Source organism: Synechococcus sp. BA-124 BA4 (genome assembly GCF_034931165.1).
The window spans coordinates 1-13,341 of record NZ_JAYGIA010000057.1 but is presented as its reverse complement, the minus strand read 5'-3'; the positions used below and the strand labels follow the sequence as shown (position 1 = coordinate 13,341).

Here is a 13,341-nt window from a genome sequence, read left to right as displayed (position 1 = left end):
GCGGCGGCCCTGCTGGCTCCCGATGGTGCCGCCATTGCCCTCAGTCCGGGCGCAGAGCCCGCCGTCAGGACCGACACCACCGTGGCCCAGAACTACGGCAGCACGGAACCCGTGCCCTATGAGCAGGGCACCGGCTGGTACCTCGGACTTGGCCTTGGCGCCGCCTGGCCCACCACTACGGGTGTGCGCACCCGTAATCTCACGGAGCGCGGCTTCGAAAACGTCAACGGCGATCTGAGTTTCGGTGGAGGCTTCTCCGGCGATCTCGCAGTTGGCTACGACTTTGGCGCGATCCGCACTGAGCTGAGCTACGTCTACACCCGGGGCAGCGTCAACGACGTGTCCTTCTCATCCAACGGCAACAATTACAATCTGAGCTCTTCTGGTGTCATCAACAAGAATGACATCTTCGCCAGTGGCTACTGGGACATCAGCACCGGCAGCCGCTGGACTCCCTACATCGGTGGCGGTATCGGGTACACCAACCTGAGCACTCCACGCATCAAGGTCTCCAGTGGTGGCAACAGTGTTTCCACTGGAACCACGAACCAGGGATTGTTCGGTTGGCAGGCCAAGGTGGGGGTCAGCTACGGCGTGAGCAACGCCAGTGATGTCTATGTCGAGGGCACCTACTCCGGTGCCTCCGGATTCAGTGGCGACAACATCCGCTACGACTCCTACAACGATTTCGGCGCCAAGGTGGGCTTCCGCTACCGCTTCGGCCAGCCGGCTGCCCAGGCAGTGGTGGTGACCCCAGCGCCGACTCCCCAGCCGGAGCCTCAGCCCGAACCTGAACCCTACGTGCAGCCCATGCCAGAGTCCGCACCGATCCGCGGCCTCTGGTGAGCTGACATCCCGCAGGCCCTCCGGCCGCCTCTGCCTTCAGCAGGCGGCGGCCACGGCCTCGGGGCGGTCCAGATGAGGCAGATGGCCGCAGGCCGTCAACTCCTCGACCCGATCACCCAGCAGAGCCAGGGCCGCCCGCTTCTGCGGCTGCCGCAGGATCCGGTCATCGGCTCCCCACAGCACTTTCAGGGGCTGTCCCGGCAGGGGGGCGCCGCAGCCGGCGAAGCCTCCACTGCGGGCGAACCGGCCCAGCGCCTCGCCCCAGCCGATCACCTGCAGGTGCAGGGAGGCGATCTCTTCTTCGGCGGGCCCCACACTGGCGTCAGGGTCGGCAAAGGCCTGTCGGCAAAGCCCGCGCCTCACCCCCGGCAGGGCGAGAAACCGCACCCCCAGGCGATCGAGCAGGGGGGGCAGGGGCATGGGACGTCCGGTGAGACCGGCGGGTGCCAGCAACAGCAGGCGGTCCACGCGCTCGGGCAGGCGCCGGGCCAGCTCCACCGCCGCAGAACCGCCCATGGAGGCGCCGATGACGCCCAGGGGCTGTGGTGGGTCTGGGGCTGAGGCCGCTTCGATCCGCTTCACCACGGCCGTGAGGTGGTCGAGAACACCACTGGGGTCGTACCGGCCGGCGGCGGACCGGGGGGTGAAGCCGAAACCGTGGAGGTCGGGAATGTAGAGGCGAAAGCGGGGTGCCAGCAGCGGCGCCAGCCGGCGGAACTCAAGCAGAGAACTGTCGAAGCCATGCAGAAGCAGCAGGGGGCTGCCATCTCCAAGCACAGCCACGGGCCAACGCCCGCTGTATCCCGGCAGTTCCCACCACTGCACGCGTCCAGCCAGGTCACGTCCCTGGGGATCGAGGAGGTTGCTGGCGGCTCTGGCGATCAACTCCGGACCCTGGCACCACTCCGCCTGGGGGAAGCGGCTCAAGGGCTGATCTCTGGGCAGAGGCTGGCTTCGGCGCATGGGGCTGGAGCCGCTTCGGTCCCATGCGCCGAAGCCGTGGTGCTCACCATGGCGGTCAGCAGGTCGTTGGCGTTCACGGGGAAGGGCAGATGGTGCAGATCTGAGCCGGGGAGCACAGCGAAGTCGCAGACGGTGTTGAGGTCGTTGAGGCTGGCCTCGGCGAGGCCGATCTCCTCGAGGCTCACCGGCAGACCCAGGGCCCTGAAGAAGGGGATCAGCTGGCGTCGGGCCTGGCTGGCCAGGCGGTGGCCACCGAGCAACTCCTCCAGCCGCAGCTGGGTGAGAACGCCATAGCCGACCTTCTCACCGTGGAGACGGTGATGGCAGGCGGGCAGCTGGGTGAGACCGTTGTGGACGGCATGGGCGGCCACGGTGCGGCAGCGGGCCCCCCCCAGGCCACCGATCAGGCCGGCCGTGAGCGCCGCCGCCTCCGCCACCCGCACCCAGGCCTCGCCACCGGGTTCGGCCATGGCGGCCTCCCCCTCAAGCAGCAACTGATCGCGGAGCACCCGGGCCTGCTGCACCGCCTGCTGCACGAGGCCATCGCCACTGGCGCCGCTGCTCACTGAAGCCTCATACCACTTGGCGATGGCATCGGCGATCCCGCTGGCCAGCGTGCGCGGGGGAGCCTGGAGCACCAGATCGTGATCGAAGATCAGCAGGTCGGGGCAGCGATCCAGCGCCACATCGGAGCGGAAGGCTCCATCGGCTGAATAGAGGTTGGCCAGGGCGGTCCAGCCGGCGCAGGTGGCGGCGCTGGTGGGCACGGTGATGCAGGCCAGACCGAGGCGATGGGCCAGCAGCTTGCCCGCGTCCAGCACCTTGCCACCGCCCATGGCGATCACTCCGTCGCAGCGGCTGGCCACGGCTTGCGCCGCCAGACGCTGGAGGTCATCCTCGCAACAGTCGAACTGCAGGGTTCCGGACAGGGGGTCGAGCCCCAGCCGCCTCAGATCGGCGCAGGCCCGCTCGCGCAGGTGGGCGGTGGCCTGGCTGCGGCCCAGCAGCAATGGGCGTCGGCAGAGGGAGGGCAGGGAGTCGAGCGAGCTCGACCATGCTGAAGGCCCCCGCACCAGACGGGCGGGGGCGATCGCATGCTGACTGAGAGCTGTCACCATCGAGGCGTGGTCAGACGCTGGCACCGGCCAGTTCGGGTTCTGCGACCACCGTCTGGTGGCGGATCACCACCTGTTTCTCATCGTTGACATCGACAAGGGCGGAATCCCCTTCCTTCAGGCGGCCGGAGAGGAATTCCTCCGCCAGGGAGTCTTCGAGAAGGCGCATCACGGCCCGGCGCAGGGGACGTGCCCCGTAGCTGGGGTTGTAGCCCTCCTCGACCAGGCGCTCCTTGAAGGCTTCGGTGACCGAAAGACCGATGCCTTTCTCCTGCATGCGGCCGAACACTTCGCGCAGCATGATTTCGGCGATCTCCTTGACCTCGTCGCGGCTGAGTTGCCGGAAGACGATGATCTCGTCGAGACGGTTGAGGAACTCAGGACGGAAGTACTGCTTGAGCTCCTCGTTGACCAGGGAGCGGATGCGGTTGTACTGGGTTTCCTCCACTGCGGCGCCGGAGAACTCGAAGCCGAGACCACCACCGCCTTTCTCGATGACCTTCGAGCCGATGTTCGAGGTCATGATGATCAGGGTGTTCTTGAAGTCCACCGTGCGGCCCTTGGAGTCGGTCAGGCGACCGTCTTCCAGCAGCTGCAGCAGCAGGTTGAACACGTCGGGGTGGGCTTTCTCGATCTCATCGAAGAGGACCACCGTGTAGGGACGACGGCGCACGGCTTCCGTGAGCTGGCCACCTTCGTTGAAGCCCACGTAGCCGGGAGGCGAACCGATCAGCTTGCTGACGGTGTGCCGCTCCATGAACTCGGACATGTCGAGGCGGATCATCGCCTCCTCGCTGCCGAAGAAGTAAGCGGCCAGGGCCTTGGTGAGCTCCGTTTTGCCCACGCCGGTGGGACCGGAGAAGATGAAGCTGGCGATGGGGCGGTTGGGGTTCTTGAGACCGACCCGGGCGCGGCGGATGGCCTTGGACACGGCCTTGACGGCTTCGTCCTGGCCGATCAGGCGCTGGTGCAGGGTCTCCTCCATGTTCAGCAGCTTCACCGATTCGCTCTCGGTGAGCTTCTGCACGGGAACACCGGTCCAGGAGGCCACGATCTGGGCGATGTCCTCTTCGGTGACCACCGGATGACGCTCGCCGCTGGAGGAGGCCAGGGCGTTGTCGGCTGCGGTGCTGGCCTCGGCCTCGGCGGTGGCTTCTGCGGATCCTTCCACAGCGGTTGAGGCCACCGGCTCCTCGTCGCGTCGAGCCTGGAGGATCGAGCGGATCTGATCGCGCAGTTCCACTTCCTTGTCGCGCAGTTCGCCGGCCTTGCCGAAGTCCTGCTGGCGGACGGAGTCCTCCTTCTGCTTCTGGATCGCCCGCAGTTGCTTGTCGAGCTCCTTGGCCGCCGGAGGCAGCTTGGAATTCATCAGGCGCACGCGGCTGCCGGCTTCATCGACCAGATCGATGGCCTTGTCGGGCAGGAAACGATCGGAGATGTAGCGATCACCGAGGGTGGCGGCGGCCACCAGAGCTTCATCGCTGATTTTCAGGCGATGGTGCTGCTCGTAGCGCTCGCGCAGACCGCGCAGGATCTCGATGGTGTCGACCACGGAGGGTTCGCCCACCATCACCGGCTGGAAGCGGCGTTCCAGGGCTGCATCCCGTTCGATGTGCTTGCGGTATTCATCCAGGGTGGTGGCGCCGATGCACTGGAGTTCGCCACGGGCCAGGGCCGGCTTGAGGATGTTGGCGGCGTCGATCGCCCCTTCGGCGGCACCGGCACCGATCAGGGTGTGCACTTCGTCGATCACGAGGATCACGTTGCCGGCGCCCCGGATCTCTTCCATGATCTTCTTGAGGCGTTCCTCGAATTCGCCCCTGTACTTGGTGCCGGCCACCAGCAGGCCGATGTCGAGGGTGAGAACCCGCTTGTCCTCGAGGATGTCGGGAACTTCGCCGATGATGATGCGCTGGGCGAGGCCCTCGGCGATGGCGGTCTTGCCGACACCCGGTTCACCGATCAGCACGGGATTGTTCTTGGTGCGGCGCCCGAGGATCTGCACGACCCGATCGATCTCGTTGTGGCGGCCCACCACGGGATCAAGCTTGCCCTCGGCGGCCAGCTGGGTGAGGTTGCTGCCGAATTCATCGAGAGTGGGCGTCTTGGTGGAGCCCTTGCTGCCACCACCGCCGGCGGTGACCTCCGCGGTCTCACCCAGCATGCGGATCACCTGGGTGCGCACCTTGGCCAGGTCGACGCCGAGGTTCTCCAGCACCCGGGCGGCAACGCCCTCACCCTCCCGGATCAGGCCCAGGAGCAGGTGCTCGGTGCCGATGTAGTTGTGCCCGAGCTGACGAGCCTCCTCGAGGGAGAGTTCCAGCACGCGCTTGGCACGGGGGGTGAACGGAATTTCAACGGCCACGAAGCCGGAGCCGCGGCCGATGATCTTCTCCACCTCGACCCGGGCGTCCTTGAGGTTGACCCCCATCGACTTGAGGACCTTGGCGGCCACACCGGTGCCCTCACCGATCAGGCCCAGCAGGATCTGCTCGGTACCCACGAAGTTGTGGCCCAGCCTTCGGGCCTCTTCCTGGGCCAGCATGATCACCTTGATGGCCTTCTCGGTAAACCGCTCGAACATCTGCGGTGCCTGTGCAAGTCACACCAACCTATCAGGGCTGAGAGGGTGTGCGTGATTCTGCTTCCGATTCGGCCGGATCCGCTGCCACAGCAGGGATGGCATGGCTTGATCGCCACATGCTCAGGACTGAATTCGTACGGCCTTACGCATCAACAAATGGCGGCAATCCGCACCTTGGTGATCGCCAGTTGGAGGTGTTGCACTCAGCGGACACACAACTAACCAGTCGCACCCTCGAGTTGGCACCATTGGATCAGAGCATCCTGGCCATCGCGGTAGTAACCGCGACGACGGCCGGTGCTGCGGAATCCGAGCGACCCGTAGAGCCCGAGAGCGGCCGTGTTGTCGGCCGCCACCTCGAGGGTGGCCCCGCTGGCGCCCTGCTCACGGCCCTCCCGCATCAGCTCGCTGAGCACCATCCGCGCCAGGCCGATCCGCCGCTGAGCGGGGTGCACCAGCACCACCAGGATCTGCAGCTCGTCGAGGATCAGCCAACCGCTGGTCACAGCCACCAGCCGAGAGCCGTGCAGCACCCCCAGGACAAAGCGGCCACGGTCCCCACGCTGCTGGGCCTCCAGCTCCTGATGCCACTGCGGCAGGTCCCAGCCGTGGGGCCGGCAGAGCCGATCCAGCCGGTGGCAGGCCTCGGCGTGGATGGGCCGCAGCCTCTGGGTCTTCAGCCCGTGCGGTCCTGCCCCTGCCCCTTCGATGCTCATCCTTACGATTGGGGTCAATCAGGACACAGCCCCAAGGATGGCGCCGATGACCGTTTCTCCCGTCACTCCGGCTGACCAGGCCGTCGGCGACGTCGCTGTGCCCAGTCCGCCGAGGCGTCCCTATGAGCCGGACGCTGATGCCCTCAGTCCCAACCGCAACCTCACGCCGCTGACCACGGCCCTCGACGGCCAGGACAGACTCCAGGTGGGCGGCTGTGATCTGGGTGAGCTGGCTCGCCGCTACGGCACACCCCTCTATGTGCTGGATGAAGACACCCTGCGGGCCAGCTGCCGGGCCTACCGGGAGGCCCTCGCCGCCCACTATCCCGCCCCCTCCCTGGCGCTCTACGCCTCCAAGGCCAACAGCAGCCTGGTGCTGAGCGCCCTGGTGGCCTCCGAAGGCCTCGGTCTCGATGCCGTCTCGGCGGGTGAGCTGCTCACCGCCCTTGAGGGGGGCATGCCGCCGGAGCGGATCGTCCTGCATGGCAACAACAAGTCGGATGAGGAGCTCTCCCTGGCGGTGGCCAACGGTGTGACCGTCGTGGTCGACAACGACCACGACCTCGAACGCCTGGCCGAGATCGCCCCCGCGGCGGGCCGGGTGGTGCCGCTGATGCTGCGCTTCACCCCCGGCATCGAGTGCCACACCCATGAGTACATCCGCACCGGCCACCTCGACAGCAAGTTCGGCTTCGACCCCGATCAGCTCGAGCCGGTGCTGCAGCGCCTGGCCGGGTGCCCCTGGGCCCGCCTCACGGGCCTGCATGCCCACATCGGCTCCCAGATCTTCGAACTGCAGCCTCACCGCGACCTGGCCGGGGTGATGGCGGATGCCCTGGCCCTGGCCCGCTCTCTCGGCCATCCCGTGAGTGATCTGAACGTGGGAGGCGGGCTGGGCATCCGCTACGTGGCCTCCGATGATCCCCCGAGCATCCAGGAGTGGGTGCAGGGGGTGGCCGAGGCCCTGGTGCGCGCCTGCCGCGAACGGGATCTCGAGCTGCCCAGGCTGCTGTGCGAGCCGGGGCGCTCCCTCGTGGCCACGGCCGGCCTGACCGTCTACACGATCGGCAGCCGCAAGCAGATCCCCGGCCTGCGCACCTACCTCTCGGTGGATGGGGGCATGAGCGACAACCCCCGGCCGATCACCTATCAGTCGAGCTACACCTCGGTGCTCGCGGAGCGCCCCACGGCCGAGGCCACGGAAACGGTCACGGTGGCGGGCAAGCACTGCGAATCCGGTGACGTGCTGCTCAAGGACCTGGCCCTGCCCCCCAGCAGCAGCGGTGATCTGCTGGTGGTCTTCGCCACCGGCGCCTACAACGCCTCGATGGCCTCGAACTACAACCGCATCCCAAGGCCTGCGGCGGTGCTGGTGCATGGGGGACAGGCGGAGCTGGTGCAACGGCGGGAGCGACCAGACGAGCTGCTGCTCCACGACCTGCTGCCGGAACGATTTCGGCCGGTAACATGAGCGAACTGCTTTAGGGCTCTGTGATCTGGCTGAGGCTCCTCGATCTGCGCCTGCTGCTGGATCTGCTGTTTGCCTCCGCCCTCGGGATGCTGTTGCTGGCGCGGGTGCGCGAATCCCGCACCCTCTGGCTCCTGCGTGGCTGGCTGTTTCTGGTGGCCCTGGTCTGGGTGGTCCAGCGCTTCGCCAATCTCCCCCTCACCACCCGCCTGCTGGAGGCCGTGGTGCTGGGTTGCAGCCTGGCCCTGGCGATCCTCTGGCAGGGGGAGCTGCGGCGCCTGATGGAGCTGCTGGGCACGGGCCGCCTCGACGTGCTTCTGGGCAACCAGGGGGTTGACCAGGAGATGTCAGGAGCGGTGGCGATGCTCACCGAGGCGGCTGGCCGTCTCTCCCAGGGCCGCCGGGGAGCCTTGATCCTGGTGGATCTGGGCAGCGATCTGCGACCTGAAGACTTCCTCAATCCAGGCATCGAGCTGGACGCCATGCTCTCGGTGGATCTGGTGCTGAACCTCTTCGCCGCGGACACGCCGCTGCACGACGGGGCCCTGCTGGTGCGGGGCAGCCGGATCCTGTCCGCCGGGGTGATCCTGCCCCTCTCCCGCCAGGGCATCACCCGCTATGGCACCCGCCACCTGGCGGCCCTCGGCATCACCGAACGCTTCGACCGCTGCCTCTGCATCGTGGTCTCCGAGGAGACCGGCACCCTCTCCCTCGCCCGCCAGGGGAAGCTGGAGCGGCCGATCACGAGCAGCCGTCTGCGTGAGCTGCTGACCGCCGCCCTGGCTCCCTCGTCCACGAAACCCCCGGCCAAGACTTCGGGAGGTTCGGTGGTGCCTCTTCCCACTGGACGTACCGTGGCCGAGGACACGCCCGAATCCCGCGCATGAGTCGCTCTCCGGCGACCACCGACCCGATCCAGGTTTCCGCCCAGCCCTCGGAGCTGCTGCCGGCCTGTCTGGATCCCGCCCGGTTGCCGGCCCATGTGGCCGTGATCATGGATGGCAACGGCCGCTGGGCCAGCCAGCGGCGCCTGCCGCGGATGATGGGTCACCGAGAAGGAGTGGAAGCCCTCAAGCGCACCCTGCGCCTCTGCAGCGACTGGGGCATCGGTGCTCTCACCGTCTATGCCTTCTCCACCGAGAACTGGAACCGGCCCGGCGAGGAGGTGACCTTCCTGATGGCCCTGTTCGAGCGGGTGCTCGCGCGTGAGCTGCAGGCCCTCGAGCGTGAGCGGGTGCGCATCCGTTTCCTGGGCGACCTCAAGCAGTTGCCGGAAGGCCTCCAGGAGCGCATTGCCGCTGCCGAGGCCCGCACCGCCGCCAATACCGGCATTCACTTCAATGTCTGCACCAACTACGGCGGCCGGCGGGAGCTGGTGCAGGTGGCCCGGCGCCTGGCGGAGCAGGCTGCCCGCGGTGAGCTCGATCCCGCCGCGATCGATGAGACCCACTTCGAGGCCGAGCTGCTCACCGCGGGCGAGGTGGATCCCGATCTGCTGATCCGCAGCAGCGGCGAGTACCGGATCAGCAATTTCCTGCTCTGGCAACTGGCCTACGCCGAGATCCACATCACCGATGTGCTCTGGCCCGATTTCAATGAACAGGCCCTGCTGCGGGCCGTGCTGGATTACCAGGGCCGCCAGCGGCGCTTCGGTGGCGTTGAGCCCCTTCATCCCCCCAGCGCCTGACCCTCTCCCCTCCCGCTCCCTGCCCCGTTGACCACCACTGCCCGACCCTCAGCCGCTGCCGCCCCGGCCAGCGCCGCTGGTGCCCCTGACCTGCGCCACGACTGGAGCCGCGAGGAGATCCAGGAGCTGCTGGAGATGCCGCTGATCGACCTGCTCTGGCGGTCTCAGGGCGTGCACCGGGCCGCCAACCCCGGCTACCGGGTGCAGCTCGCCTCGCTGCTCAGCGTCAAGACCGGCGGTTGCGAAGAAGACTGCGCCTACTGCCCCCAGTCGATGCACAACAGCAGCGACGTCAGCGGACGGCCACAGCTGGAGGTGGAGCCGGTGCTGGCGCGGGCGCGGGCGGCGAAGGCGGCCGGTGCCCACCGCTTCTGCATGGGCTGGGCCTGGCGCGACATCCGCGATGGGGCCCCCTTCGAGGCGATGCTGGCGATGGTGCGCGGTGTGCGTGAGCTGGGTCTGGAGGCCTGCGTGACCGCCGGCATGCTCACCGACGCCCAGGCCGAGCGCCTGGCGGCGGCGGGCCTCACCGCCTACAACCACAACCTCGACACCAGCCCCGAGCACTACGAGCGGATCATCACCACCCGCACCTACCAGGAGCGCCTGGAAACCCTGGCCCGGGTGCGTCAGGCGGGCATCACCCTCTGCTGCGGCGGCATCATCGGCCTGGGGGAGACCACCAGCGACCGCGCCGGTCTGCTGCAGGTGCTGGCCGGCCTTGATCCCCATCCCGAGAGCGTGCCGATCAACGCCCTGGTGGCGGTGGAGGGCACTCCGCTGGAGCAGCAACCGCCGGTGGACCCGCTCGAGCTGGTGCGCATGGTGGCCACCGCCCGCATCCTGATGCCCTACAGCCGGGTGCGCCTGAGCGCCGGCCGCGAGCAGCTGAGCCGCGAGGCCCAGATCCTCTGCCTGCAGGCGGGGGCCGATTCCATCTTCTATGGCGACACCCTGCTCACCACCGGCAACCCCGATGTGGACTCCGACCGGGCGCTGCTGGCGGCGGCGGGGGTGCGTGTGGAGATGGCGGTTTGAGCGAGAGGATCGCGGCCTTCTACAAGTTCGTGACCTTCTCCGCCGCCGAGTTGCCGCCCTGGCGCGAGGAGTTGCTGGCGCTGGCCGGGAGCCAGGGGGTGAAGGGCACCGTGCTGCTGGCGGAGGAGGGCATCAACGGCACGATCGCCGGCCCCGAGGACGGGGTGAGCGCGGTGCTCGCTCACCTGCGCGCCGATCCACGCCTGGCGGATCTGGAGGCCAAGCTGAGCTGGAGCGAGCGGCCCGGCTTTCACAGGCTGAAGGTGCGCCTCAAGGCCGAGATCGTGACCCTGGGCCGCCCCGAAGCCCGACCCGGCGAGCGGGTGGGCACCTACGTGGCGCCCTCCGCGTGGGACCGGCTGATCGGCGATCCCGGCACCCTGGTGATCGACACCCGCAACTCCTATGAGGTGGCGCTGGGCAGTTTCGAGGGGGCGATCGATCCGGGCCTGGAGCGCTTCGCTGATTTCCCCCACTGGGTGGAGACGGTGCTGCGCCCCCTGGTGGCGGAGCGCGAACCCCAGGCCCTGGCGCTGTTCTGCACCGGTGGCATCCGCTGCGAGAAGGCCACGGCCCATCTGCTCGAGCAGGGCTTCGAGGGGGTGCATCACCTCGAAGGCGGCATCCTGCGCTATCTGGAGCAGGTGCCGGAGCCGGCCAGCCAATGGCGGGGCGAATGCTTCGTGTTCGATCAGCGGGTGGCCGTGAATCACCAGTTGGAGCCCGGTGAGCACAGCCTGTGCCACGGCTGCCGCAGGCCCCTCTCGCCCAGCGACCGCCAGCTGGCGAGCTACGAGAAGGGCGTGAGCTGCCGCCATTGCGTTGATGGTCTCTCCCCGGAGCGCCGCGCCCAGCTGATGGAACGCCAGCGCCAGGTTGAGCTGGCAGAGCGGCGGGGCCAGGTGCACATCGCCCAGGTCTTCACCAGCTGAGGGGGCCCATGGCCGATCTGGTGATGGCTTCAGTTGTGGCGTCGTGGTCGACACCTGAGGCCATCGAGGCCGTTGCGGCCGCCTTTGAGAACGGCAGCCTTCCCCGCTCGCACTGGACCCACCAGGCCCACCTGCTGGTGGCGCTGGTGAGCCTGCGCCGGTGGGGCCATGACCAGGCCCTGGTCCATCTGCGCCAGCGGATCCGCGCCTACAACGAGGCCACCGGCACCCCGAACAGCGACGGCTCCGGCTACCACGAGACCCTCACCCGCTGGTTCCTGCGGGCGGTGGCCGCTCACCAGGCGAGCCATCAGGAGCTCCCGCTGTTGGAGTCACTGGAGCAGCTGCTGAGCTCCCCCCTGGCGGATCCCGCCTGGCCCCTGAGGGCCTACTCACCGGAGCGGCTGTGGTCGGCGGACGCCCGCCACGGCTGGCTGGAGCCTGACCGACAGCCCAGGGCCGTGCTGGCGAGCGCGGTGCCGCCGCGCCAGCGGGCCAGCTCCTATCCGGCCCCCTTCGCGGCGCGACTGGCCGGACGGGAGAAGCGGGTCCTGGGTGATCTCTTCGGCCTGAGCCGGTTCGGCGTGAACCAGACCCTGCTGCCCCCGGGAGCCTGCACGGCCCTGCGCCATGCCCACAGCCTCCAGGATGAATTCGTGTATGTGCTGCAGGGGCATCCCACCCTGATCAGCGACGAGGGGGAACTGGAGCTGGCCCCGGGGATGGCGGCAGGCTTCGCGGCGGGCCGGGGGAATGCGCATCACCTGGTGAACCGCGGCGCCGAGACGGTGATCCTGCTGGAGATCGGCGATCGCACCCCCGGCGATCAGGTCGACTATCCCGACGACGACCTGCAGGCCCGGGAGCTGGATGACGGCTGGCGCTTCAGCCGCAAGGATGGGACGCCCTGGTGATCCGGTCTGTGCCCAGGGCGGATCGGCCGATCCTCTACAGCTTCCGCCGCTGCCCCTATGCGATCCGGGCCCGGCTGGCCCTGGCGGCGGCGGGGGTGCGGCCCGGCCCTGACCTGGAGCTGCGGGAGGTGAACCTGAAGGCCAAGCCCCCCGAACTGCTGGAGGCCTCCGCGAAGGGCACGGTGCCGGTGCTGGTGCTGTCAGCCAATGGCACCTCAGCAGGCCAGAGCCATGGAGCTGGCTCCGTGATCGATCAGAGCCTGGCGGTGATGCGCTGGGCCCTGGAGCGCCACGACCCCGGTGATCTGCTGCGGCGGGCCGACACATCGGGTGACGCGGCCGAGCGGGCGTTGATCGAGGCGCTGATCGCCAGCAACGACGGTCCCTTCAAGCACCATCTCGACCGCTTCAAGTACGCCGGCCGTCACCCGGGCGCCGACCCCGAGGAGCACCGGGCGGCGGCCCTGACGATCCTGCGCGCCTGGAATGAGCAGCTGCCCCAGCTGGGGGAGCGGCCCTCCCTGGCGGATCTGGCGTTGCTGCCGTTTGTGCGCCAGTTCCGCCTGGCGGATCCGGAGGGGTTCGAGGCCGCAGCGGGTCTGACGGCGGTGCAGGCGTGGCTGGGGCGGTTTCTCGCCAGCCCCGAGCTGGCGGCGGTGATGGCCCCGCCCTGGGCACTGCGAGCCGCCTGGCGCTCGCCGCGCTGGCTGTATCACCTGGCCCTGGCACCGGAATGGCGCGCCGCCAAGTGCGAGGGGATCTACCGCCGCTCCAGCCGCGGCCTGAGCCTGGAGGACGTGGGCTTCATCCACGCGAGCCACAGCCATCAGCTCGAGGCCACCCACCAGCGCTTCTATGCCGATGCGGCCGATGTGCTGCTGCTCACGATCGATCCCGGGCGCCTCGCGGCGGCCGGCATTGAGGTGGAGGAGGAGCCGGCCCCCGGCAGCGGCGAGCTCTTCCCCCACATCCGGGGCCCCCTGCCCCTGGAGACGGTGCTGGCCTGGGAGCCGTTCCCCGCATGAGCCACCTGGCGGAGCTGGAGGTGTGGGGAGCGTCACAGGGGTTGCTGCTGCGC

Annotated in this window: 12 protein-coding genes; 8 read left to right on the top strand and 4 right to left on the bottom strand. The window is 68.5% G+C overall.

Features of this window, described 5'->3' with window-relative positions; translation table 11 throughout:
• Positions 1 to 846: hypothetical protein (locus tag VB734_RS06540; protein WP_323243166.1), on the top strand; the 846-nt coding region annotated here is incomplete at its 5' end.
• Between the two features lie 36 nt (positions 847 to 882).
• Here VB734_RS06540 and VB734_RS06535 read toward each other — a convergent pair.
• The 4 genes from VB734_RS06535 to VB734_RS06520 form a co-directional block, all read right to left on the bottom strand.
• Complete coding sequence (locus VB734_RS06535) at positions 883 to 1,773, bottom strand: alpha/beta fold hydrolase (protein WP_231594763.1); 891 nt, start codon at positions 1,771 to 1,773, stop codon at positions 883 to 885.
• Positions 1,770 to 2,927, bottom strand: coding sequence for an iron-containing alcohol dehydrogenase family protein (locus VB734_RS06530; protein ID WP_322781499.1), 1,158 nt, complete (start codon positions 2,925 to 2,927; stop codon positions 1,770 to 1,772). The genes VB734_RS06535 and VB734_RS06530 overlap by 4 nt, the downstream gene beginning before the upstream one ends.
• Before the next feature lie 10 nt (positions 2,928 to 2,937).
• Positions 2,938 to 5,508 (bottom strand): ATP-dependent Clp protease ATP-binding subunit, encoded by a 2,571-nt coding sequence (locus tag VB734_RS06525; RefSeq protein ID WP_197164560.1) that lies wholly within the window; start codon positions 5,506 to 5,508, stop codon positions 2,938 to 2,940.
• 218 nt (positions 5,509 to 5,726) lie between these two features.
• The gene (locus tag VB734_RS06520) at positions 5,727 to 6,224 is read right to left on the bottom strand and encodes a GNAT family N-acetyltransferase (protein ID WP_197164558.1); all 498 of its coding nucleotides are present in this window, start codon (positions 6,222 to 6,224) and stop codon (positions 5,727 to 5,729) included.
• Between the two features lie 46 nt (positions 6,225 to 6,270).
• Here VB734_RS06520 and lysA point away from each other — a divergent pair, with 46 nt between their 5' ends.
• The 7 genes from lysA (at position 6,271) to VB734_RS06485 (ending at position 13,288) form a co-directional block, all read left to right on the top strand.
• Positions 6,271 to 7,695 carry a diaminopimelate decarboxylase gene (gene lysA, locus VB734_RS06515; protein ID WP_231594762.1) on the top strand — a complete coding sequence of 475 codons (1,425 nt, stop codon included), beginning with the start codon at positions 6,271 to 6,273 and terminating at the stop codon, positions 7,693 to 7,695.
• Between the two features lie 20 nt (positions 7,696 to 7,715).
• Positions 7,716 to 8,579, top strand: coding sequence for a diadenylate cyclase CdaA (cdaA, locus tag VB734_RS06510; protein ID WP_197164556.1), 864 nt, complete (start codon positions 7,716 to 7,718; stop codon positions 8,577 to 8,579).
• Entirely contained in the window at positions 8,576 to 9,379 is an 804-nt protein-coding gene (locus tag VB734_RS06505; RefSeq protein WP_231594761.1) for an isoprenyl transferase, read from the top strand. The genes cdaA and VB734_RS06505 overlap by 4 nt, the downstream gene beginning before the upstream one ends.
• A gap of 135 nt (positions 9,380 to 9,514) precedes the next feature.
• The gene (bioB, locus tag VB734_RS06500; RefSeq protein WP_231595015.1) at positions 9,515 to 10,417 is read left to right on the top strand and encodes a biotin synthase BioB; all 903 of its coding nucleotides are present in this window, start codon (positions 9,515 to 9,517) and stop codon (positions 10,415 to 10,417) included.
• The gene (locus VB734_RS06495; protein WP_197164554.1) at positions 10,414 to 11,349 is read left to right on the top strand and encodes a rhodanese-related sulfurtransferase; all 936 of its coding nucleotides are present in this window, start codon (positions 10,414 to 10,416) and stop codon (positions 11,347 to 11,349) included. The genes bioB and VB734_RS06495 overlap by 4 nt, the downstream gene beginning before the upstream one ends.
• An 8-nt stretch (positions 11,350 to 11,357) precedes the next feature.
• Positions 11,358 to 12,263: a cupin domain-containing protein gene (locus tag VB734_RS06490; protein ID WP_304623247.1), complete on the top strand. Its 906-nt coding sequence runs from the start codon at positions 11,358 to 11,360 to the stop codon at positions 12,261 to 12,263.
• The gene (locus tag VB734_RS06485) at positions 12,260 to 13,288 is read left to right on the top strand and encodes a DUF952 domain-containing protein (RefSeq protein ID WP_323243165.1); all 1,029 of its coding nucleotides are present in this window, start codon (positions 12,260 to 12,262) and stop codon (positions 13,286 to 13,288) included. The genes VB734_RS06490 and VB734_RS06485 overlap by 4 nt, the downstream gene beginning before the upstream one ends.
• The last annotated feature ends 53 nt before the right edge of the window (positions 13,289 to 13,341 follow it).